Below are 20,206 nucleotides of genomic sequence, written 5' to 3'. Positions count from 1 at the left end.
ACGAAACAACAAGTCTCTTGTCGGATCGTTCAACAATCCCCTACGGTCTTCTCAGCTCACGGTCCCAGCACACTCCCCTTCCTGCGAGGTGCAGATGAGCACGACACAAGCACGTCCGAGCAAGGACGGATCTCCCGAGGACACCGGCGCGTTCGCCTGGCTGCGGGCCCTGGGGCCGCAGGGGCGCCGGGCCTTCGCCGGCGCGTTCGGCGGCTACGGCCTGGACTCGTACGACTTCTTCACGCTGCCGCTGTCCATGGTGGCGATCGCCGCGTACTTCAGCCTCGACAACGGCCAGACGGGGCTGCTCACCACCGTCACCCTCGTCGTCTCGGCCATCGGCGGGGCGATCGCCGGGGTACTCGCCGACCGCATCGGCCGGGTCAGGGCCCTGATGATCACCGTCATCACCTACGCGGTCTTCACCGTGCTCTGCGGATTCGCGCCCAACTACGAGACGCTGCTCGTCTTCCGCGCCCTCCAGGGGCTCGGCTTCGGCGGCGAGTGGGCGGTCGGCGCGATCCTCGTCGCGGAGTACGCCTCCGGCAAGCACCGCGGCCGTACGCTCGGTGCCGTCCAGAGCGCCTGGGCGGCCGGCTGGGCGCTCGCGGTCGTCGTCTACACGCTGGTCTTCCAGTTCCTGGACGCGGACACCGCGTGGCGCGTGATGTTCTGGACGGGCGCGCTGCCCGCCCTGCTGATCGTCTACGTACGGCGGAACGTCCACGACGCGCCCGAGGCCGCCGCACAGCGCCGCGAGAGCGCGGAGAAGGGCTCGTTCGGCGCGATCTTCCGCGCGGATCTGCTCCGTACGACGTTCTTCGCGACGCTGATGTCCACCGGCGTGCAGGGCGGCTACTACACGCTCGCCACCTGGGTCCCGACCTATCTCAAGACGGAGCGCGGCCTCACGGTGGTCGGCACCGGCGGCTATCTCGCCTTCCTGATCAGCGGAGCCTTCACCGGCTATCTGACCGGCGGCTATCTCACCGACCGGCTGGGCAGGAAGAAGAACATCGCGATCTTCGCCGTCCTGTCCGCCGTCGCCATCCTGGCCTACATCAACATCCCGGCGGGGGCGGACGGTCTGCTGCTCGTCCTCGGGTTCCCGCTCGGCTTCTGCATGTCGGCCATCTTCAGCGGCTTCGGCTCGTTCCTCAGCGAGCTGTATCCGACGGCCGTACGCGGTACCGGCCAGGGCTTCACGTACAACACCGGGCGGGCCGTGGGCGCGCTGTTCCCCACCCTCGTCGGCTTCCTGGCGACCAGCTGGGGAGTGGGGGGCGCCCTGGTCTTCGGCGCGGTCGGTTACGGTCTCGCGGTACTCGCGCTGATCGGGCTGCCCGAGACCCGCGGCCGCGAACTGCTCGCACCCGAACCGATCGGAAGGTGACTCCATGACCTGGGCGTCCATCGATCTCAACGCCGACCTGGGCGAGGGCTTCGGCCACTGGCGGCTGACCGAGGACGAGGAGCTGCTCTCCGTCGTCACCAGCGCCAATGTGGCCTGCGGCTTCCACGCCGGGGACGCGGCCACCATGCGGCGGGTCTGCGGTTGGGCCGTCGAGCGCGGGGTCCGGATCGGCGCCCAGGTCTCGTACCGCGATCTGGCCGGCTTCGGCCGCCGCTCGATGGAGGTGCCCGCGGACGAGCTGGCGGCCGAGGTCGCCTACCAGATCGGCGCGCTGGAGGTGTTCGCGAAGGCGGCGGGCGCCCGCGTCGCCTATGTCAAACCGCACGGCGCCCTCTACAACAGGGTGGTCCATGACGCGGAGCAGGCCGAGGCCGTCGTGGAGGGTGTGCTGCTGACCGGCGAGCGGCTGCCGCTGCTCGGCCTGCCGGGCTCCCTGCTCCATGATGTGGCGGAGAAGGCCGGACTGCCCGTCGTCGCCGAGGCGTTCGCGGACCGCGCCTACACCTCGGAGGGCACGCTCGTGCCGCGCGGGCAGGAGGGCGCCGTGATCACGGACGCCTCGGCGGTGGTGGAACGGTCCGTGTCCATGGCCCGGTTCGGCGTCGTGACCTCCCTGTACGGGCGGTCCGTCGGCGTCCGCGCCCGCTCGCTGTGTCTGCACGGCGACACCCCCGGCGCGGTGGATCTCGCCCGGCGGGTGCGCCGCCAACTGGAGCTGTCCGGCGTCCGGGTGGAGTCCTTCGTATGAGGGCGCTGCCCGTCGGCGACCGGGCGCTCCTCGTCGAACTGGCCGACGGCGAGGAGACGGCGGCGTTCCACGCCGAGCTGCTGCGCCGCCGTGCCGCGGGTGTCCTGCCGCCGGTGCGGGAGATCGTCCCCGCGGCCCGGACCGTTCTGCTCGACGGCCTGGACGATCCGGCGGGCTTCGCCACGGGGCTCCACGGCTGGCGGGCCGAGGCGCCGGACACACGCGTGCCGGACACCGTGGAACTGCCGGTGCGTTACGACGGTCCGGATCTGGCGGAGGTCGCCGCACTGTGGGGTGTGCCGCCCGAGGAGGTGGCGCGGATCCACTCGGCGGCCGAATTCAGGGTCGCGTTCTGCGGGTTCGCGCCCGGCTTCGGCTATCTGACCGGGCTGCCCGCGCGGTACGCCGTACCCCGCAGGCCCACTCCCCGTACCGCCGTGCCCCCGGGTTCTGTCGCTCTCGCGGGCCCGTACACCGGGGTGTATCCGCGCTCCTCGCCCGGCGGCTGGCAGCTGATCGGGACGACGGACACCGTCCTGTGGGACCCGGCGCGGGTGCCTGCGGCGCTGCTCGCGCCGGGGACGCGGGTGCGGTTCGTGCCGACGGCGGCCGGCCGATGACGGACCGGGCTCTCTCCGTCGTACGCTCCGGGGCGCTGACCACCGTGCAGGACCTGGGCCGGTACGGGCACGCCCACCTGGGGGTGCCGCGCTCCGGGGCCCTCGATCCGCCGGCGCTGCGGCTCGTCAACCGGCTGGTGGGCAATCCGGAGGGCGCCGCGGCGCTGGAGACGACCCTCGACGGCTGTGCGGTACGGCCGCGCTGCGCGGTGACGGCGGCGGTCGCCGGAGCGCCGTGCCCGGTCCTGGTCGACGGGCGCCCGGCCCCCTGGGGTGCTCCCGTGCGGGTGCCCGCGGGCGCGTTGCTGGAGGTGGGGAGGGCCGTCTCCGGGGTCAGGAGTTATGTGGCGTTCGGCGGCGGGGTGGCGGTGGAGCCGGTTCTCGGCAGCCGGTCGACGGACCTGCTGTCGGGCCTCGGTCCCGCGCCGCTGCGCGTCGGTACGGTCCTGCCGCTGGGCCCGGCGACGGCGCGAGCGGTCCCGGCCGACGGGGTGCCCACACAGGCCCCGCCCGACGAACTGGTGCTGCGGATACGGCTCGGGCCGCGCGACGGCTGGTTCACGAGCACGGCCCTGCGCACGCTGGCCACGCGCCCCTACCGGGTCTCGGCCGCGAGCAACCGTATCGGGCTGCGCACGGAGGGCCCGCCGCTGGAGCGCGCCGTCTCCGCCGAGCTGCCCAGCGAGGGCATGGTGACGGGGGCCGTGCAGGTGCCGCCCGACGGCCGGCCGCTGGTGTTCCTCGCCGACCATCCGACGACCGGCGGCTACCCGGTCATCGCGGTCGTGGCCGAGCGCGACCTCGCGGCGGCGGCGCAGGCCGTGCCGGGGACGCCCGTGCGGTTCGTCGTGGTACGGCACCGGTCCTCCGGATGACACCGCCGCATGACACCGCCGCATGACACCGAGAGGGCAGTCGGCCGGTGTGAACGTGGCCGCGAGCCGCTGTGCGCGGCGGGCCGGTCCGGGCAGGTTCACGGTCCATCTCATCAACCTCCGCAAAATCAGCAGTAGTTGTAAGGCACTCCGGTAGACTTGACGGTGTCGCCCCACTTGTGCGGGGCGCGTGGCTCGGGGGGGCTGATGCGCGTGACGGAGTCCGGAGTGCGCATGGGCCTCAGGGGCCGCAACGGCATCATCTCCCTCGTCGACGAGTGTCTGAGGCAGCAGCCCACCGCGGAACGGCCGGTGACGATGCTGCTCGGCCCGCGCGGCAGTGGTGCCAGCGAGGCGCACAGCGCGCTGATGGAGCAGTTCGGCCCCGAGAACCCGTTCGCCTATGTCAATCTCGCCGCCGAGCACGGGCTGTTGCCGCGCTACGGTCTGGGGCTGCTCGCCCGGCAGCTCGAACGGAAGCTGCCACGGTACCGCCGCTCCCATTTCCCCCGGCTCACCCTCGGGCTGCTCGCCTCCGACCACGACCTGCGGATGACCAGCCTGGCCGAGGGGCGGCGCAATATCCGGCGGGAGCTGGACGCCTTCCAGGAACGGGCCGAGGCCCGGTACGGCGATTATCTGGCCGCCTTCTTCGAGGTGGCGGGCGGCGCCGTGGGAGCCCCTGACGGCGCGTCGACCGCCGCCCTCGCGCTGCTGCGGGACGCCCTGCGGCGCGGCCGTCGCCGGCTGCCCGGCCGTAAGTTCACCGGGAGCGCCGCGTGGTACGGCGGCCATCCGCTCATCCGGAGCCAGGACCCGTGGGAGGCGCTGGTCGAGCTGAACCTGTGGCGGCACGACGGCGACGCGGAGGACGAGGAGCGGCTCGACCGCGTGCTGTTCTCGGCGTTCCTGGCGGATCTGCGGGGCAACGCGGACCACTCGTTCACGCCCCGCTCGTATCTGCTGCTGCTCGACAACTCCCATTCGGAGTACGGCCGTCGCTTCCTCGATCTGCTGATCCGCGCCCGGCACGACGACACCGTGGTGGCGGGGCTCTCCTGCGATCCGCTGACCATCGTCGCCAGTTCCAACCGCTGGCTGCCGCGCTGGGGCCCGGCCACCGGCGACCAGTGGCCCTGGCAGCTGCGCGGTCCCGACCGGGCCTCTCTCGCGGACTGGAGCGAGCACCGGCCGACCCGCGACAGCGACGACACCTGGTGGTATCCGCTGCGGCTGCGGGATCTCAACCTCGACGAGGTCCGTATCCGTATCGAACTGGAGCTGCGCCGCCACCCGGATCTGGCGCCCTTCACCCGCCTCGCGCCCTTCGTGCACCGGCTGACCTGCGGGCTGCCGAGCGCCGTGCACCAGGTCCTGGAGGTGCTGCGGCACTCCGACGTACCGGCCGAGGACGGTCCCGGGCAGGACCGCTGGCTGCGCGGGCTGCCCGACCGGACGCTGCGCGACGGCGAGGAGACACTCACGCTCGCCGACGCGGCGCTCGACCATCTGCTCCAGGGCATCGACGAGCCGCGGCGCGCGACGCTCGCCGAGTGCGCCGCCGCGCGTGATCTGTCGATCGGTACGCGGGTGCTGAGCCCCGGGGACCCGCTCTTCGGCGAGATGCGCGCCCGCTGGCTGCTGCTCGGTCCCGGGAGCGTGACGCCGGCCCTCCACCCCTGGCCGCGGCGGCTGCTGCTGTGGCGGCTGGCCCGGCGCCCCGACGACTGGGACACCGTGCACGAACTCCTCGCCGAGCACTTCGGATCCGTGGGGCGCACGGTCCAGGAGATGTACCACCGGCTGGCCTGGGGCCGGATCGACGAGGTGACCGCCCATCTGGTCGGGCGTTTCCCCGAGGTGCCCGCGGCGCAGTGGATCAGTGAGTTCAACGCGATCACGGCGGCGCCCAACCGGCTCGTCTCCCTGGGCGGTCCACTGGATCTGCTGGCCGGCCTCGGTCCCGGCGAGCCCGGCGAGGCGGTCACCACCGGAGGGGTGATCCGGGAGCTGATCATCACCCGCTGGGTGTGGAGCGATCCGCTCGCCGATCCCGGGATGCGGCTGAACGATCTGATCGCCGACGGGTTCAACCAGCTGTCGCGGCTGCGCAGGAACGATGTCGTGGCGCTGTTCAACGAGGCGGAGCGTTATCGCCACTGGCGCCATCCGCTGACGTCCACGAGCGAGGGGTGAGCGGGATGCGCAGACTCGAATGGCCGCTGCACATCGTGCGCCGCGTGGTGATCGGGGTGGTCGTCGTCGCCGTACTCGCGGTGGCTGTCCCGCTGGGTGTCCGCTGGATCGGGGACGTACGGGCCCGGTGCGACGACGGTGTCGTCAAGCGCGGCGAGGACAAGGAGTGCGTGGGCGTCACCGACGGCTCGTTCCACTTCGCGGACCATCTGGCCACCGTGGTGAAGAAGATCAAGGAGGAGAACGACCTGGTCAGCAAGGAGGCCAAGAAGGAGCCGTATGTCAGCGTCGCGTACATGACCTCCTTCACGCTCACCAACGACGACAGCAATTCCGAGGATTCGGTGCGGCACGAGCTGGAGGGCGCCTATCTCGCGCAGTACCGGCACAACCGCGGTGATCTCGCCTCCTCGCCCAAGATCCGGCTGCTGATCGCGAACACCGGCAGCAGCTCGGCGCACTGGAACCACACCGTGGACGAGCTGATCGCCCGGAAGGACTCCGACGACAACCTGGTGGCCGTGACCGGTCTGGGCCCCAGCACCGGCCCGAATCTGGAGGCGCTCAGGAAGCTGTCCGAGAGCGGCCTCGCCACCGTCGCCAGCACCATGACCGCCACCAATATCCAGGGCATCCCCGGCTTCGTACGGGTCTCGCCCACCAATGTGGACGAGGCGTACGCGGCGGCGGCCTATCTGAAGCGGTCCACGAAGCTCCGTACGGCGGTGGTCGTCCAGGACGCCGCCAGGACCAATCTGTACGCGGACACGCTGGGCACCGCCTTCACCGAGGCGTTCCCCGACAAGAAGACCGGCCACCGGCTGGTGGCGGAGCGGATGACGTTCGACTCGTCGGTGCCCGGCGGCGCCTGGAAGAACGAACTGCGCTATTTCCCCGCGCAGCTCTGCGACACCCGGCCGCAGGTCATCTACTTCGCCGGCCGCGGCCGGCACCTCACCAACTTCCTCGATTCGCTGGCCAACCGCAGCTGTACGGACCATACGTTCACGGTCCTCGCCGGTGACGACACCTCGAACCTGGACCGGGAGCAGATCGCCCACGCCGTCGAGAACGACGTCACGGTGCTCTTCACGGGGCTGGCCCACCGCGACATGTGGCGGGCCGATCCCGGGCGGGTCTCCGAACGTTCCGCGCGGTACTTCCAGGAGAACGGCCAGCTGGACAAGTGGTTCCCGGGCGACGACCGCTACGACGGCCAGGACCTCATGGCCCACGACGCGGTGCTGACCGCGGCCGAGGGCGTCCGGATGGCGGCGGGCGGGCCCGGCGCAGTGACCGGGGGCGCGGTGGGCCGGATGTTCCAGCAGATGAACGGGCCGCAGCAGGTAGCGGGGGCGAGCGGCTTCATCTCCTTCCGGAACAACGGCAATCCGCGGAACAAGGCCGTCCCGATCCTGAGCCTCAACGCGCGGGGCCGCGCCGAACTCGTCGAGGTCTCCTCCGCCCAGGGCAAGCCCCCCGAAGGGCAGTGACCCGGCTCAGCGGGGCGGCGTTCCGTAGCCGCCACCGCCCGGCGTCCGCATGACCAGGACGTCGCCCGGCCCCACGTCCGCCGAGTCGACGCCCCGCAGCGGTGTGACCGTGCCGTCCGCGCGCTCCACCGCGTTGCTCCCGAGCGCGCCGGGTCCGCCGCCCGCCATGCCGTACGGCGGGACCCTGCGGTGCCCGGTCAGCAGCGTCACCGTCATCGGCTCCAGGAAGCGCAGCCGCCGTTCGACGCCGTCACCGCCGTGCCAGTGCCCGCTTCCGCCGCTGCCGTCCCGTACGGCGAACGCGTCGACCCGTACCGGATAGCGCCACTCCAGCACTTCCGGGTCGGTGAGCCGGGAGTTGGTCATATGGGTCTGTACGGCGTCCGCGCCGTCGAAGCCGTCGCCCGCGCCCGAGCCGCTGGCCACGGTCTCGTAGTACTGCACCCGGTCGTTGCCGAAGGTGAGGTTGTTCATGGTGCCCGAGCCCTCCGCCTGCACGCCGAGGGCCGCGTACAGAGCGCCGGTGACGGCCTGCGAGGTCTCGACATTGCCCGCGACGGTCGCCGCCGGCGGGGCGGGCGCGAGCATCGATCCTTCCGGTACCCGTACGTCCAGGGGCTCCAGACAGCCGCTGTTGAGCGGGATGTCGTCGGCCACGAGCGTGCGGAAGACATAGAGCACGGCGGCCATCACCACGGACTTGGGCGCGTTGAAGTTGCCGGGCAGCTGCGGCGAGCTGCCGGTGAAGTCGATGACCGCGGAACGCGCTTCCGGGTCGACCCGGACCGCGACCTCGATCACCGCGCCGCCGTCGGTCTCGTAGCGGTACGAGCCGTCGTGCAGCCCGGCGACGATCCGGCGTACGGACTCCTCGGCGTTGCGCCGTACGTGCCCCATGTACGCCTGGACGACGTCGGTGCCGAACTCGTCGGTCATGCGGCGCAGTTCGGCGATGCCCTTCTCGTTCGCCGCGATCTGGGCGCGCAGATCGGCGAGATTGGTGTCCGGGTCGCGGGAGGGGTGACGGGCGGTGGTGAGCAGTTCCCGGGTCTCGTCCTCGCGCAGCCGGCCGTCCCTGACGAGCGGCCAGTTGTCGAAGAGCACGCCCTCCTCGTCGATGGTGGTGCTGAAGGCGGGCATGGAGCCGGGGGTGATGCCGCCGATCTCGGCGTGGTGGCCGCGCGAGGCCACCAGGAACTCCAGCGTTCCGCCCTGTTCGTCGAAGACGGGCGTCACGACGGTCACATCGGGCAGATGGGTGCCGCCGTGGTACGGGTCGTTGATGGCGTACACCTCGCCGGGCCGCAGCGCGCCCTCGTTGCGCCGGAGGACTTCCTTGATGGATTCGCCCATCGATCCGAGATGGACGGGGATGTGGGGCGCGTTGGCGATCAGATTGCCGTCGGAGTCGAAGAGCGCGCAGGAGAAGTCGAGCCGCTCCTTGATGTTGACGGAGTGGGCGGTGTTCTCCAGGCGCACGCCCATCTGTTCGGCGATGGCCATGAAGAGGTTGTTGAAGACTTCCAGCAGGACGGGGTCCACGTCCGTGCCGACCGCGACCCGCGTGGGGCGTGGCCGTACGCGCGTGAGCAGCAGATGTCCCCGCTCGCCCGGGACCGCCTGCCAGCCCGGTTCGACGACGGTCGTGGCGTCGGCCTCCGCGATCACCGCGGGCCCGGTCACGGTGTCGGCGGCGCGCAGGTCCTCGCGGCGGTACAGCGGGGTGTCCCGGACACGTCCTCCGGTGAACATCCCGACGGTCGCGTACGGCTCGCGCCCGCCGGTCCCGGCGGGCGGCGTGGGCGGCGCGTACGGGAGGTGCGGGCCCGACGCGCCGACGGCCTCGACCGATACCGCCTCCACCACCAGCGGTTTGTCCATGGTGAAGGCGTAGCGCGCGCGGTGTTCGGCCACGAAGGCCGCGGTCATGGCCGCGACTCCGTCCAGGGGTACGGGCAGGCTCGCGTCCGTGCCCGCGTAGCGCAGCAGCACCCGCGCGCGCGTGGTGATCGCGTCGTCCGGGACGGAGTCGGCGCGCAGTTCGGCGCGGGTGTGCCCGGCGAGGGAGTCGCACAGCTCGCGCACCCGGCGCAGGGCCGGTTCGGTCAGCTCGGCCTCGACGGACTGCTCCCGCATGGCGGTGGCGTCGGCGAGCCCGATGCCGTACGCGGAGAGCACGCCCGCGAGCGGCGGGACGATCACGGTGTCGACGCCCAGCGCGTCGGCGACCGCGCAGGCGTGCTGGCCGCCGGCGCCTCCGAAGCTGGTGAGGGCGTAGCGGGTGATGTCGTGGCCGCGCTGTACGGAGATCTTCTTGACGGCGTTGGCCATGTTCAGGACGGCGATCTCCAGATAGCCGGCCGCGACCTCCTCGGGGGTGCGGCGGACGCCGGTGGCCTTCCGTACCTCCTCGGCCCGTCGCGCGAAGCCCTCCCGTACGGCCTCCACGTCCAGCGGCTGGTCGCCGTGGGGGCCGAACACGGCGGGGAAGTGGGCCGGCTGGACGCGGCCCAGCATCACCTGCGCGTCGGTGACGGTGAGCGGGCCGCCGCGCCGGTAGCAGGCGGGGCCGGGCACGGCGCCCGCCGAGTCGGGGCCCACGCGGTAGCGCTGGCCGTCGAAGTGCAGCACGGATCCGCCGCCCGCCGCGACGGTGTGGATGTTCATCATGGGCGCGCGCATCCGCACCCCGGCGACCTGGGTGCCGAGTTCGCGCTCGAACTCGCCCGCGTAGTGCGAGACATCGGTGGAGGTGCCGCCCATGTCGAAGCCGATGACCCGGCGGAAGCCCGCCTGTTCCGACGTACGGGCCATCCCGACGACCCCGCCGGCCGGTCCCGACAGCACGGCGTCCTTGCCGCGGAAGTGGGCGGCCTCCCGCAGGCCGCCGTTGGACTGCATGAACATCAGCCGGATTCCACGGAGTTCACGGGCGATCTCGTCGACGTAGCGGCGCAGGATCGGTGAGAGGTAGGCGTCGACGACGGTGGTGTCGCCGCGTGGCACGAGCTTGATCAGCGGGCTGACCTCATGGGAACAGCTGACCTGTGTGAAGCCCGCCGCCCGCGCGGCGCCGGCGACGGCGCTCTCGTGCGCGGGGTGGCGGTAGCCGTGCATCAGGACGACGGCGGCGCTGCGGAAGCCGTCCTCGTGGGCGGTGCGGAGGGCGGCGGCGACGGCGTCCGTGTCGAGCGGCCGAACGGTGGCGCCGTGCGCGTCGATACGTTCCGGGACCTCGATGACGCGTTCGTAGACGGCCTCGGGCAGCACGATATGGCGGTCGAACAGCCGGGGCCGGTTCTGGTACGCGATGCGCAGGGCGTCGCGGAAGCCCTCGGTGATGAGGAGGACGGTCGGCTCACCGCGCCGCTCCAGGAGCGCGTTGGTGGCGACGGTCGTCCCCATCTTGACGACGTCGATCCGGTCGGCGGGCACCGGATCGTCGGGACCGAGGCCCAGCAGCAGCCGGATGCCGGCCACCGCCGCGTCCTGGTACCGCTCGGGATGGTGCGAGAGCAGTTTCCGTGTGACCAGCTCTCCGTCGGGGCGCCTGCCCACCACATCGGTGAAGGTGCCGCCCCGGTCGATCCAGAATTCCCAGCGCCCGGTCATTCCCCCATTCTGGCAAGGGGAGCGCCGGGCGACAGTGCGGCGAGCGCGCGGGAAAGGGCGAGTTCGGCGTGCAGATCGAGCCGGGCGCCGGTGCCGCGCGCCCAGTGCGTCACCTCGTCGCCCGCCAGCCGCAGCAGCTCGGGCAGGAGATCCCGGCAGCGGCGCGCCACCCATCCGGTGCCCGAGGTGGCGAGCCAGCGCAGCGTGGCCGCGCGGCTCGGCGGGGGCTGGTCGGCCGCCAGGGAGGGTTCGGGGCCGAGGGCCAGTCCCCGTTCGGCGAGCAGTGCGTGGAAGCGCGCGGCGATCATCCGGTGCCCGCGCTCGGCGGGGTGCAGCCGGTCGGCGCTCCACAGGGACCGGTCGGCGACCCAGGACGCCTCCGCCATGTGCAGATGGACGGTGTCGTAGCGTGCCGCCAGGGCGTGGACGACGGCGTTGACGGCGCGCTGCCGCCGGGCGAGGGGCAGGGCGAGCGGCGCGGGCAGCCCGAGCATTCTGCCGGGGTCGGGCAGACAGGTGGTCAGCAGTACGGTGCCGTGCGCGGCGAGTGCGCCGCAGGCGCGGTCGAGGCGCACGGCGAGGTCCTGGATGTCGAAGGCGCGGCGCAGGGTGTCGTTGACGCCGACGACGACGGAGGCGAGGTCGGGGGCGAAGGCGAGGGCGGCGGGGGTCTGCTTCTCCTCCACGTCGCGGGTGAGCGCGCCGCTGACGGCGAAGTTGTGGAACCGTACGCCCGTCCCGGGGTCGCCCACGCCCGCGCCGAGCAGGGCGGCCCAGCCCCGCCATCCGCCGTCGACGGGGTCGCCGATCCCGGCGGTGAGCGAGTCTCCGAGGGCCGCGTAGCGCAGGGCCCGCGGCGGCGCGGCCACGTCCGGAACCCGGTCCTGCGCCAGGTCCCGTTCGTGGTCCCGTTTCTGGTGCCGTTCCTGGTGGCGTTCCCGATCCGGGGCCGCGTCCGCGGGCAGCGTGCCGCTCTCCGCCTCCGTCGTCATCTCGCCTCTCCCTCCGGCCGGTGGGCCTGCTGGACCTGCGACGGGACCTTGTTCAGCACCGGTACGCCGACCGGGAGATCGTGGGCCGCGAGGAAGGCGGCGACCGCGTTCTCCCAGCTGAAGAGCTCCGCGCGGGCGCGGGCCGCGGCACGGCGCGTCCCCTCGGGGCGGGCCTGGAGCTCCTGGATCGCGTCGGCGAAGGCCGAGGCGTTGTCCCGGGCGGCGATGCCCGCGTCCCCGATCACCTCGGGCAGCGCCGACGACGCGCTGGCGACGACCGGTGTGCCGCACGCCAGCGCCTCCAGGGCCGACAGCCCGAAGGTCTCGGCGGGGCCCGGCGCCAGACAGATGTCCGCGGAAGCCTGGAGATCGGCCATCGCCTCGCGGTCGCGCACATGGCCGAGGAAGAGTGCGGGCAGCCGTTCGGCACGGGCCCGGCGCACCAGTCCGGCCCGCAACGGACCGTCTCCGGCGACGACCAGCACCGCGGGTACACCCCGCTCGCGCAGCTCGGCGAGCGCGTCGAGCGCGGTGCCGGGACGCTTCTCCACCGACAGCCGGGAGCCGAGTACGAGCAGTACTTCACCCGTACGCACGTACCGGGAGCGCAGCTCGGCGTCGTACCGCTCCGGCGTGCACCGGCGCAGATCGACACCGAGTGGTGCGCGCACCACATTGCGGGCCCCGATCCGGAGGAACTCCCGCTCCGCCCACTCCGTGGTGCAGACGATCCGCGAATATGCCCAGGCCGTGCGCAGATTGAGCCGGTCGGCGGCCCGGCCCGCGGCGACCCCGGGCACACCCCAGGTGCGCAGCACCCCGTCCGCCGTCTCGTGGGAGACCATCACGGACGGGATGCGATGGCGGCGTGCCCACTCCCCCGTCCAGCGCAGGGTGGTGCGGTCGGAGACCTCGAGCCGGTCGGGCCCGATCTCTTCGAGCACCTCCCGCAGCCGCCGCCGCGCGCTCAGCACCCGGTATCCGCCGGTGCCGGGCAGTACGGGCCCCGGCAGGGTGATCACCCGCCCCTGCGAGGTGTCCACGTCGGACTCCCGCTCCCCCGGCACGATCAGCACCGGCTGGTGCCCGGCCGCGAGATAGCCGCTGCCCAGCTCCTGGAGCGCGGTGCGCAGGCCGCCCGAGGCGGGGGTGACGAAGTTGGCCAGCCGTACGATCTTCAGGGCGCTCACGCGACCACCGCCGTGCGGGCGCCGAGCACCTCGGTGTAGTGGTCGAGCAGCTGGTCCCCGACGACGGCCCAGGTCCTGCCCTCGACGGTGGCGCGGCCCGCCTGCCCGTAGGCCGCGCGGAGCGCGGGGGCGAAGGCGAGTTCCTCCACGGCGGTGGTGACGGCGTCGACGTCGTGCGGGGTGACCAGCAGTCCGGTACGTCCGTGGTCGACGAGGTCGAGCGGTCCGCCGGCGGCGGGCGCGATCACCGGCACCCCGCTGGCCATGGCCTCCTGCACGGTCTGGCAGAAGGTCTCGTAGGGGCCTGTGTGCGCGAACACGTCGAACGAGGCGAAGGTCCGCGCCAGTTCGTCACCGGTCGACCGGCCGAGGAAGACCGCGCCGGGCAGCGCCCCGCGCAGGGAGGTCTCGCTGGGCCCGTCCCCGACGATCACGACGCGGACGCCGGGCAGCCGGGAGACCCCGGCGAGGAGTTCGACATGCTTCTCGGGGGCCAGCCGGCCGACATAGCCGACGATCAGCTCCCCGTTGGGCGCGAGCCGCCTGCGCAGCTCCTCGTCGCGCAGTTCGGGCCGGAACCGTACGGTGTCCACGCCCCGCGGCCAGAGCCGCACCCGCGGGATGCCGTGCTCGGCGAGGTCGTTCGCGGCGGCGCTGGACGGCGCGAGGGTGAGGTCGGCGGCGGTGTGCACGGCACGGATCCGCCGCCAGGCCGCGGCCTCGCCCGCGCCCACATAGGTACGGGCGTAGCCCGCGAGGTCGGTCTGGTAGACGGCGACGGCGGGGACACCGAGCCGGGCGGCGGCCGTCATGCCGCGTACGCCGAGCACGAAGGGTCCGGCCAGGTGGACGAGTTCGGCGCGGTGCGCGGTGATGGCCGCCGCGATGCGCCGGCTGGGGAGTGCCACCCGCACCTGCGGATAGCCGGGCAGCGGGAGTGAGGGCACGCGTACCACGGGGCACGGTGCGTCGATCTCGGCATCCCCGGCGACGGCCGGGGCGATGACGAGCGGATCATGACCGCGGGCGGCGAGATGCCGGGCGGTCTGGAGGGCGCAGTGTGCCACCCCGTTGACATCGGGCGGGAAGGATTCGGTGACGATGACGACGCGCATATCCGTGTTGTCGTCGTGCCGAGCGTGTCCCTGCCAACGTGGATCTTTCCGCGTGGGGAACGTCCCGTGAGCATTGGACGCGGGACGTTCCCCGGACGCGACGAAGGCGCACAGACCGTACGGACCGGCTTACGGAGCGAAGGTTTCCGGCCGTACACGACGGGGTGCGGCGGTGGCCGCCGGTCTCACCGCGCGGCGGCGTCCGGGCCCATCCTGCTGCGCACGGCGGTCTGCACCTCGGCCTCCTCGGCCGGATCGGCGGCCAGCCGCCGCAGTCTTTCCGCCACGCGTACGTCTCCGGTCTCGGCGTGCAGCGCGGCGACCTCCCGGGTGGTCTCCTCGCAGTCCCACAGGCATTCGACGGCGAAGCCGGTGGCGTAGGACGGGTCGGTGGCGGCGAGCGCGCGCGCCGTCCGGCCGCGCAGATGCGAGGAGGCGGTCTCCCGGTAGACATGGCGCAGCACGGGCGCGGCGCAGACGATACCGAGGCGTCCCGCGCCGTCGACGAGGGTCCACAGCCGCTGGGTGTCGGGGCCCTCGGACCGTACGGCCTCCCGCAGCGCGCCGAGGACCAGCGCGGTGTCCTTCGTACCGCCGCGGCAGGCGAGCACGCCGGCGGCGGACGCGCCGAGCGCGTCGGGCCTGTGGACCCAGCCGCGGGCCCGGTCGACCGCCTCGTCGACGCACATCCGCTCGAAGGCGGCGACGGCCGCGTCGGCGACGGTGCGGTCCGGGCCGCCGGCCGCCGCCTCGATCAGATCGAGGACGACGGGGTCACGGACCTCGGCGAGATAGTGCAGCGCCGCGCAGCGGGCGCCGTCGGGGCCGTTGCGCGCGGCCTCGACGATCAGCGGGCGGTCGTCGGGCCCGGCGACGGCGGTGAGGCAGCGGGCCGCGGGCCCGTGCATCTCCGTGCCGCGCTCCAGGGCCTGCTGTGCCCAGTCGAAGACGGCGCGCACGCTCCAGCCGGGGCGCGGGCCGCTCGGCCGCAGCTGCCGTTGCCAGCGGTCGAAGGAGCCCTGTTCTCCGGCGGCCCTGATCCGCGCGCCGACCGCGGGCCGCGGATCGTCGGCCCAGAGCCGCCAGGGCCGGGGCTCGAAGGCGTCGCGGACGACCGACGCCAGTGCGGCGTCGCCCTCGGGTCCTGCCGGGAATCTGGCGAGGACCGGTACGGCCAGGGCGCGCAGCCCCGTGTCGTCGTCGCGCAGCGCCAGCTCGTCCAGGGCCCAGGCCCAGTTCGCGCCGGTCGCCGCGTACCGCCTGAGCAGGTCGAGGGCGTCGTGCCTGCCGTACGCGGCGAGATGGCCGAGCACGGCGAGCGCGAGGCCGGTCCTGGACTCCTCGGTGTCGAAGTGGTCCTCGGCCCGGAAGAGATGGTGGTCGATGGCGTCGAGACCACCGTGGAGATCCAGATACAGGCGTGCGTAGTACAGCGAACGGTTCTCGACCTGCCAGTCGTGGCGGGGGTCGTTCAGTACGCAGTGGTTGAGGGCGGCGAGCGCCTCGGCGCGGGGTGCCGCGAGCGCGTGCAGCGTTCCGTCGCCGCGGCCTCTCTGCAACAGCCCGAGCAAGGTGCCGCTCGGCGCTATGACTGGATCGAACATGGGGAAAGCCTCACATCAAGCTGTCGACGCAACCGGGGGTGCGACCGGGGGACGTGGCACCCTTCCCGCTCTAGACCGCGCGGCAACATGATCGGCCGACCGTCGTCTTCCGCTTAATGCAGACCATCTTCCCTGCCTCTCGTTGATGACCCGTTGTGGGCCCGACGTCATGATGACCCAGCCATTTCGCCACCGCGACCACATTTACGACGTCTCTCACCCGGGGCATCACAAGTCGCCGAACAGCTCCAGAAGGTCCGTCTTCCCAAACATCCGCGCGGTATCCACCGCGGAGGGGTTTCCTCCGCTTGGATCCGCGCCGCCGGCCAGCAGTGCCCGGATCACGGCGTCCTCGCCCTTGAAGACAGCCCCGGCGAGTGGGGTCTGCCCCCGGTCGTTGACCCGTCCGGCGTCGGCGCCGCGCGCGATCAGCGCCTCGACCGCCTCGGCGTGGCCGTGGTAGGCGGCGAGCATGACGAGCGAGTCGCCGCGGTCGTTGGTGAGGTTCGCGGGCACACCGGCGTCGACGTAGGCCGCGAGCGCCTCGGTCTCACCACGCCGGGCCAGATCGAAGACCTTCGTGGCCAGCTCGACCACGTCGGGATCCGGTGTCTCACTCATCGGTGGACCGCCTTTCAGTCCGGCTCGCACGCCGGTTCACACGCCGTTGACCTGCTCCGTACGGGCTTGGCGCCGTACGGATAAACCGACAGGGTACTGCGGACCGCGCCCCTCACGGGCGCCACCGTGCCCCGTGGGCCAGCACAGTGAAATACCTCGCATTTCACTCATTTGCACCTTTTATCGCATAGATACTTTCGGTGATCCTGGAAGAACTCATGGTGACTGTCCCCTCGAACCAGGAGAACTCTCATGATTCTGTCCATGTCAGGCGTGGTGCTGCTCGGAATCATCGTCTTCCTCTTCTTCCGCAAGGACGGACTCAAGGCGTCGCACGCCATGGTCTGCGCCCTCTTCGGCTTCTATCTCGCGGGCACGGCCATCGCGCCGAGCATCACGGCCGGCGGCGCGAGCCTCGCCGGGCTCATCGGCGGGATCAAGTTCTGACGCCCGCCCGCCCCCTTCCGCACCATCAGGAGACATCCGTGGCCCGGCGACCACTCCCCCGCATTCTGACCAGCGGCAGCGCCCAGATCGCCCGCAGTCGCGAACTGGCCCGCACGGCCGCCGACAGCGCCACCGACGTCCTCCATCCGCTGATCACGGTCTCCCGCGGGCTGCGCATGCTGGCCACCGCGGCACGCCAGAAGTGGGCCGGCACCCCGAAGGACCGGCGCGGTCCCGCGCTGTTCCTGGTGGCGGCCTGCGTTCTGGTGGTCGCGCTCATCCCGTACGGGCCGCTCCTCGGCCTGATCACACTGATGGGCGTGGCCGGGTGGAAGGGACGCGACACCACTCCCGTACCGACCGGACCCGACGACACGGAGGTCAAGCGGCTCCAGTCCCTCTACGAGGCGCTGGTGCCGTACTTCGCCGTGCCGGAGGACCCGAATCCGCTCTACGCCCACGGCGGCGCCTGGGGAGCGGCGTTCGACGACCACGCCTTCGACTCCGGCGGACGGCTCACCCGGCTCCAGCTGAGATACCCCCCGTACTTCCCCGACAGCGACCCCGATGTGCGCGCCCGGATCGAGCAGTTGCTCCAGGCCAAGTGCGGCCGCGGGCGCGAGTACCTCTTCGAGTGGGAGGAGGAGGCCAACCAGCTCACGGTCACCGTGCTTCCCGCGCTCTCCACCGCCATCGTCGCCCAGCCCTTCGTCACCGCCCCCGGCGAGACCGTGCTCGGCTTCACGGACCACAGCGCGGTACGGCGCACCGTCCCGGTCGTGGCTGACGGCGAGAACCGGGACGAGCCACCGGTGCTCTGGCGGACGGGACCGCGCTCCACCGCCCCGCATCTGCTGGTCACGGGTCTGCCGGGCAGCGGCGCCACCAGCCTGCTGCGCTCTCTCGCGCTCCAGGCCGCCCAGCACGGCGAGGTCCTGATCGTGGAGGGCGGCGGAACCGGCGATTTCGGCTGTCTGGCCGGGCGTACGGGCGTACTGGCCGTGGAGTGCGGACTGGCCGGGGCGCTGGCCGGTCTGGAGTGGGCAGCCAGCGAGACGGAGCGCCGGCTGATCGCCGCCAACCGGGCCGGGCAGTCGGGCCTTCCGGCACCCGAGGACACCAAGCGCCCCCTGTGGATCCTGCTGGACCGGCCCAGCGTCTTCGGCCATCTGGCCGCCGCCGAGGGACGGCCCGATCCGCAGGAGCTGCTCAAGGTGCCGCTGCGGCACGGCAGATCGGCCCATGTGACGGTGGTCGTGGCCGACCAGCTCGACAGCCTGGACACGCTCAGCGAGGCCGTACTGACCTACACCCGCGCGCGGGTGATCCTCGGGGCCGCCGCGCCCGCCCAGGTGGAAGCGGTGCTGGGCGCGCCGCCGCGCTCCACACCCCCGGCGGACACCCCGCCCGGCAGGGGGTACGCGCGGCTCGGCACAGGACCGGTGCTCAGGCTCCAGGTCCCGGCGACGCCCGACCCGTACGACGACACGACGAGCGAGGCGCACCGCCGCGCCGTCCTCGGTCTTCTTCCGCCGCCCCCCTCGGCGGTCGCGGCCCCCGCCGAGGATCCGGCCACCGCGGAACGGACCGCCGCGCCGTCGGTTCCCGACCAGGAGCGCGCGCCGGGCCACGGGCGCGCGCCGGCCGCCGCCTCGGGGCCGGCCGGCGGCGTCGTACCCGCCGAGGGCTGACGCGGCCCCGGACGCGTGGGGGCGTCAGGCCACGAAGGTGCGCGGCGCGTCCGTGCCGGTGCTCGCCCCGGTCTCCACGAGCCGCGCCGCCGCCGCCAGCCGCGCCGCCGCCTCGACGGCGACCGGGCCGCCCACGGTGAACGGCAGCCGTACGTACCCCTCGAACGCCCCGTCGACTCCGAAGCGGGGCCCCGAGGGCACCCGTACGCCGACCCGTTCGCCCACCTCGGCCAGGCGTGATCCGGACAGTCCGCCGGTACGCACCCACAGGGTCAGCCCGCCGCCCGGTACCTCGAACTCCCAGCCGGGCAGCTGGTCACGTACCGCCGCCACCAGCGCGTCGCGGTTCTCGCGCGCCTGGGCCCTGCGCAGGGCGACGGCCTCCTCCCAGCCGCCGGTCCGCATCAGCCAGTTGACGGCGAGCTGCTCCAGCACCGGGGTGCCCATGTCGGCGTACGCGCGCGCGGAGACCAGCGACCGGATCACATCCGGCGCGGCGCGTACCCAGCCGATCCGCATCCCCGCCCAGAACGCCTTGCTGGCCGAACCGACCGTGATGACCGTGCCGCCCGCGGGGTCGAACGCGCAGACCCGCCTCGGCATCCGCAGATCCGCGTCGAGCCGCAGTTCGGACATGGTCTCGTCGACGACCAGCACCGTGCCCGCCGACCGCGCGGCGTCGACCAGCTGCCGCCGCTGATCCTCGTCGGCCAGCGCGCCCGTCGGATTGTGGAAGTCGGCGACGACATAGGCGAGCCGGGGGGCCGCCTCCCTGAGCACCTGACGCCAGCGCCCGAGATCCCAGCCGGTCAGCCCCTCCGCCATGGCGACGGGCACCAGTCGCGCGCCCGCCTCCCGCATCAGCTGGAGGATATTGGCGTACGAGGGCGACTCCACCGCGATCCGTTCGCCCCGGCCCGCGAAGAGATGGCAGATCGCGTCGATCGCCCCCATCGCGCCGGTGGTGACCATGATCTGCTCCGGCATGGTCGGGATGCCGCGCTCGGTGTAGCGGTCGGCGAGCATCTGCCGCAGCGCGGGCAGCCCTGCCGGGTAGTCGCCATGGGTGTGCGCGTACGGCGCCAGCTCCTCCAGCGCGCCCTGGACACCCCGGGTGAGCCATGGCTCGGGGGCGGGCAGCGCGGCGGTACCGAGGTCGATCATCGAGCCCAGCGACTCGGGCGGCAGCGGTTCCAGACCGCGCGCGGGCAGCGGATTGCCCGCGGGTACGGCCGTCCAGCTGCCGGCGCCCCGACGGGACTCCAGGAACCCTTCCGCGCGCAGCGCCTCGTACGCGGCGGCCACGGTCGTACGGCTCACGGTCAGGGCGAGCGCCAGTTCGCGCTCGGCGGGGAGCCGGGCCGCGACGGGGACACGCCCTTCCAGGACGAGCAGCCGGATACCGTCGGCGAGCGCCCGGTAGGCGGGCGGCCTGCGGGTGCCGGGGCCCTTGGGCCCGCGCTGCTGGGTCTTGAGCTGACGGGCGAGCTGAGCCGCACCGACGGCGGAAGTCCACTGGGCCATGGAAATCAGTCCACCTTCCCCGAATTGGCCATGGCTGGCATCTGCCACCCCGCCACAGAGTGTC

General features: G+C 72.7%; 15 protein-coding genes. 8 read left to right on the top strand and 7 right to left on the bottom strand.

Annotated elements, in window-relative coordinates:
• Positions 1 to 94: 94 nt before the first annotated feature.
• From CU044_RS35305 to CU044_RS35280, 6 genes are all read left to right on the top strand, one after another.
• Entirely contained in the window at positions 95 to 1,393 is a 1,299-nt protein-coding gene (locus CU044_RS35305) for an MFS transporter (RefSeq protein ID WP_129772806.1), read from the top strand.
• A 4-nt stretch (positions 1,394 to 1,397) separates the two neighbouring features.
• A complete protein-coding gene (locus CU044_RS35300) occupies positions 1,398 to 2,162 on the top strand; it encodes a 5-oxoprolinase subunit PxpA (RefSeq protein WP_129772805.1) in 765 nt (254 codons plus the stop codon).
• Positions 2,159 to 2,782 carry an allophanate hydrolase subunit 1 gene (locus CU044_RS35295; RefSeq protein ID WP_129772804.1) on the top strand — a complete coding sequence of 208 codons (624 nt, stop codon included), beginning with the start codon at positions 2,159 to 2,161 and terminating at the stop codon, positions 2,780 to 2,782. Before CU044_RS35300 ends, CU044_RS35295 begins: the two co-directional genes overlap by 4 nt.
• Positions 2,779 to 3,657, top strand: coding sequence for a biotin-dependent carboxyltransferase family protein (locus tag CU044_RS35290; protein ID WP_129772803.1), 879 nt, complete (start codon positions 2,779 to 2,781; stop codon positions 3,655 to 3,657). The genes CU044_RS35295 and CU044_RS35290 overlap by 4 nt, the downstream gene beginning before the upstream one ends.
• 234 nt (positions 3,658 to 3,891) lie before the next feature.
• Positions 3,892 to 5,853, top strand: a complete 1,962-nt coding sequence (locus tag CU044_RS35285; RefSeq protein ID WP_240046014.1) for a hypothetical protein — start codon at positions 3,892 to 3,894, stop codon at positions 5,851 to 5,853.
• 5 nt (positions 5,854 to 5,858) lie between these two features.
• Positions 5,859 to 7,346 (top strand): branched-chain amino acid ABC transporter substrate-binding protein, encoded by a 1,488-nt coding sequence (locus CU044_RS35280; RefSeq protein WP_129772801.1) that lies wholly within the window; start codon positions 5,859 to 5,861, stop codon positions 7,344 to 7,346.
• A 6-nt stretch (positions 7,347 to 7,352) separates the two neighbouring features.
• Here the strand turns inward: CU044_RS35280 and CU044_RS35275 are convergent, their stop codons facing one another.
• From CU044_RS35275 to CU044_RS35250, 6 genes are all read right to left on the bottom strand, one after another.
• Positions 7,353 to 10,958 carry a hydantoinase B/oxoprolinase family protein gene (locus tag CU044_RS35275; protein ID WP_129772800.1) on the bottom strand — a complete coding sequence of 1,202 codons (3,606 nt, stop codon included), beginning with the start codon at positions 10,956 to 10,958 and terminating at the stop codon, positions 7,353 to 7,355.
• Positions 10,955 to 11,950 carry an SGNH/GDSL hydrolase family protein gene (locus tag CU044_RS35270; RefSeq protein ID WP_129772799.1) on the bottom strand — a complete coding sequence of 332 codons (996 nt, stop codon included), beginning with the start codon at positions 11,948 to 11,950 and terminating at the stop codon, positions 10,955 to 10,957. Before CU044_RS35270 ends, CU044_RS35275 begins: the two co-directional genes overlap by 4 nt.
• Positions 11,947 to 13,140, bottom strand: a complete 1,194-nt coding sequence (locus CU044_RS35265; protein ID WP_193564146.1) for a glycosyltransferase — start codon at positions 13,138 to 13,140, stop codon at positions 11,947 to 11,949. Before CU044_RS35265 ends, CU044_RS35270 begins: the two co-directional genes overlap by 4 nt.
• Positions 13,137 to 14,255, bottom strand: coding sequence for a glycosyltransferase family 1 protein (locus CU044_RS35260; protein WP_129772797.1), 1,119 nt, complete (start codon positions 14,253 to 14,255; stop codon positions 13,137 to 13,139). The genes CU044_RS35265 and CU044_RS35260 overlap by 4 nt, the downstream gene beginning before the upstream one ends.
• A gap of 185 nt (positions 14,256 to 14,440) precedes the next feature.
• Positions 14,441 to 15,859 carry a HEAT repeat domain-containing protein gene (locus CU044_RS35255; protein ID WP_129772796.1) on the bottom strand — a complete coding sequence of 473 codons (1,419 nt, stop codon included), beginning with the start codon at positions 15,857 to 15,859 and terminating at the stop codon, positions 14,441 to 14,443.
• Between the two features lie 228 nt (positions 15,860 to 16,087).
• The gene (locus CU044_RS35250) at positions 16,088 to 16,480 is read right to left on the bottom strand and encodes an ankyrin repeat domain-containing protein (RefSeq protein WP_129772795.1); all 393 of its coding nucleotides are present in this window, start codon (positions 16,478 to 16,480) and stop codon (positions 16,088 to 16,090) included.
• Positions 16,481 to 16,732: 252 nt separating this feature from the next.
• On the opposite strand from CU044_RS35250, the gene CU044_RS35245 reads away from it, so the two are divergent.
• Together CU044_RS35245 and CU044_RS35240 are read left to right on the top strand one after the other, a co-directional pair.
• Positions 16,733 to 16,927: a hypothetical protein gene (locus tag CU044_RS35245; RefSeq protein ID WP_030355560.1), complete on the top strand. Its 195-nt coding sequence runs from the start codon at positions 16,733 to 16,735 to the stop codon at positions 16,925 to 16,927.
• Positions 16,928 to 16,965: 38 nt separating this feature from the next.
• On the top strand, positions 16,966 to 18,618 hold the full coding sequence (locus tag CU044_RS35240; RefSeq protein WP_240046013.1) for an ATP-binding protein: 1,653 nt from the start codon (positions 16,966 to 16,968) through the stop codon (positions 18,616 to 18,618).
• 24 nt (positions 18,619 to 18,642) lie between these two features.
• Here the strand turns inward: CU044_RS35240 and CU044_RS35235 are convergent, their stop codons facing one another.
• Entirely contained in the window at positions 18,643 to 20,142 is a 1,500-nt protein-coding gene (locus CU044_RS35235) for a PLP-dependent aminotransferase family protein (RefSeq protein ID WP_129772794.1), read from the bottom strand.
• Between the last annotated feature and the right edge of the window lie 64 nt (positions 20,143 to 20,206).

Origin of the sequence: Streptomyces sp. L-9-10 (assembly GCF_004151105.1) — a bacterium.
GTDB lineage: Bacteria > Actinomycetota > Actinomycetes > Streptomycetales > Streptomycetaceae > Streptomyces.
The sequence above is the reverse complement of the archived record's forward strand: the minus strand, read 5'-3'. Positions and strand labels throughout refer to the sequence as shown.

Excerpts from the sequence above, each read along its gene's own strand:
- CU044_RS35305 (WP_129772806.1), top strand. The coding sequence starts at position 95 with ATGAGCACGACACAAGCACGTCCGAGCAAGGACGGATCTCCCGAGGAC.
- CU044_RS35275 (WP_129772800.1), bottom strand. The coding sequence starts at position 10,958 with ATGACCGGGCGCTGGGAATTCTGGATCGACCGGGGCGGCACCTTCACC.
- CU044_RS35235 (WP_129772794.1), bottom strand. The coding sequence starts at position 20,142 with ATGGCCCAGTGGACTTCCGCCGTCGGTGCGGCTCAGCTCGCCCGTCAG.
- CU044_RS35245 (WP_030355560.1), top strand. The coding sequence starts at position 16,733 with ATGATTCTGTCCATGTCAGGCGTGGTGCTGCTCGGAATCATCGTCTTC.
- CU044_RS35295 (WP_129772804.1), top strand. The coding sequence starts at position 2,159 with ATGAGGGCGCTGCCCGTCGGCGACCGGGCGCTCCTCGTCGAACTGGCC.
- CU044_RS35270 (WP_129772799.1), bottom strand. The coding sequence starts at position 11,950 with ATGACGACGGAGGCGGAGAGCGGCACGCTGCCCGCGGACGCGGCCCCG.
- CU044_RS35260 (WP_129772797.1), bottom strand. The coding sequence starts at position 14,255 with ATGCGCGTCGTCATCGTCACCGAATCCTTCCCGCCCGATGTCAACGGG.
- CU044_RS35280 (WP_129772801.1), top strand. The coding sequence starts at position 5,859 with ATGCGCAGACTCGAATGGCCGCTGCACATCGTGCGCCGCGTGGTGATC.
- CU044_RS35300 (WP_129772805.1), top strand. The coding sequence starts at position 1,398 with ATGACCTGGGCGTCCATCGATCTCAACGCCGACCTGGGCGAGGGCTTC.
- CU044_RS35290 (WP_129772803.1), top strand. The coding sequence starts at position 2,779 with ATGACGGACCGGGCTCTCTCCGTCGTACGCTCCGGGGCGCTGACCACC.
- CU044_RS35255 (WP_129772796.1), bottom strand. The coding sequence starts at position 15,859 with ATGTTCGATCCAGTCATAGCGCCGAGCGGCACCTTGCTCGGGCTGTTG.
- CU044_RS35250 (WP_129772795.1), bottom strand. The coding sequence starts at position 16,480 with ATGAGTGAGACACCGGATCCCGACGTGGTCGAGCTGGCCACGAAGGTC.
- CU044_RS35285 (WP_240046014.1), top strand. The coding sequence starts at position 3,892 with ATGGGCCTCAGGGGCCGCAACGGCATCATCTCCCTCGTCGACGAGTGT.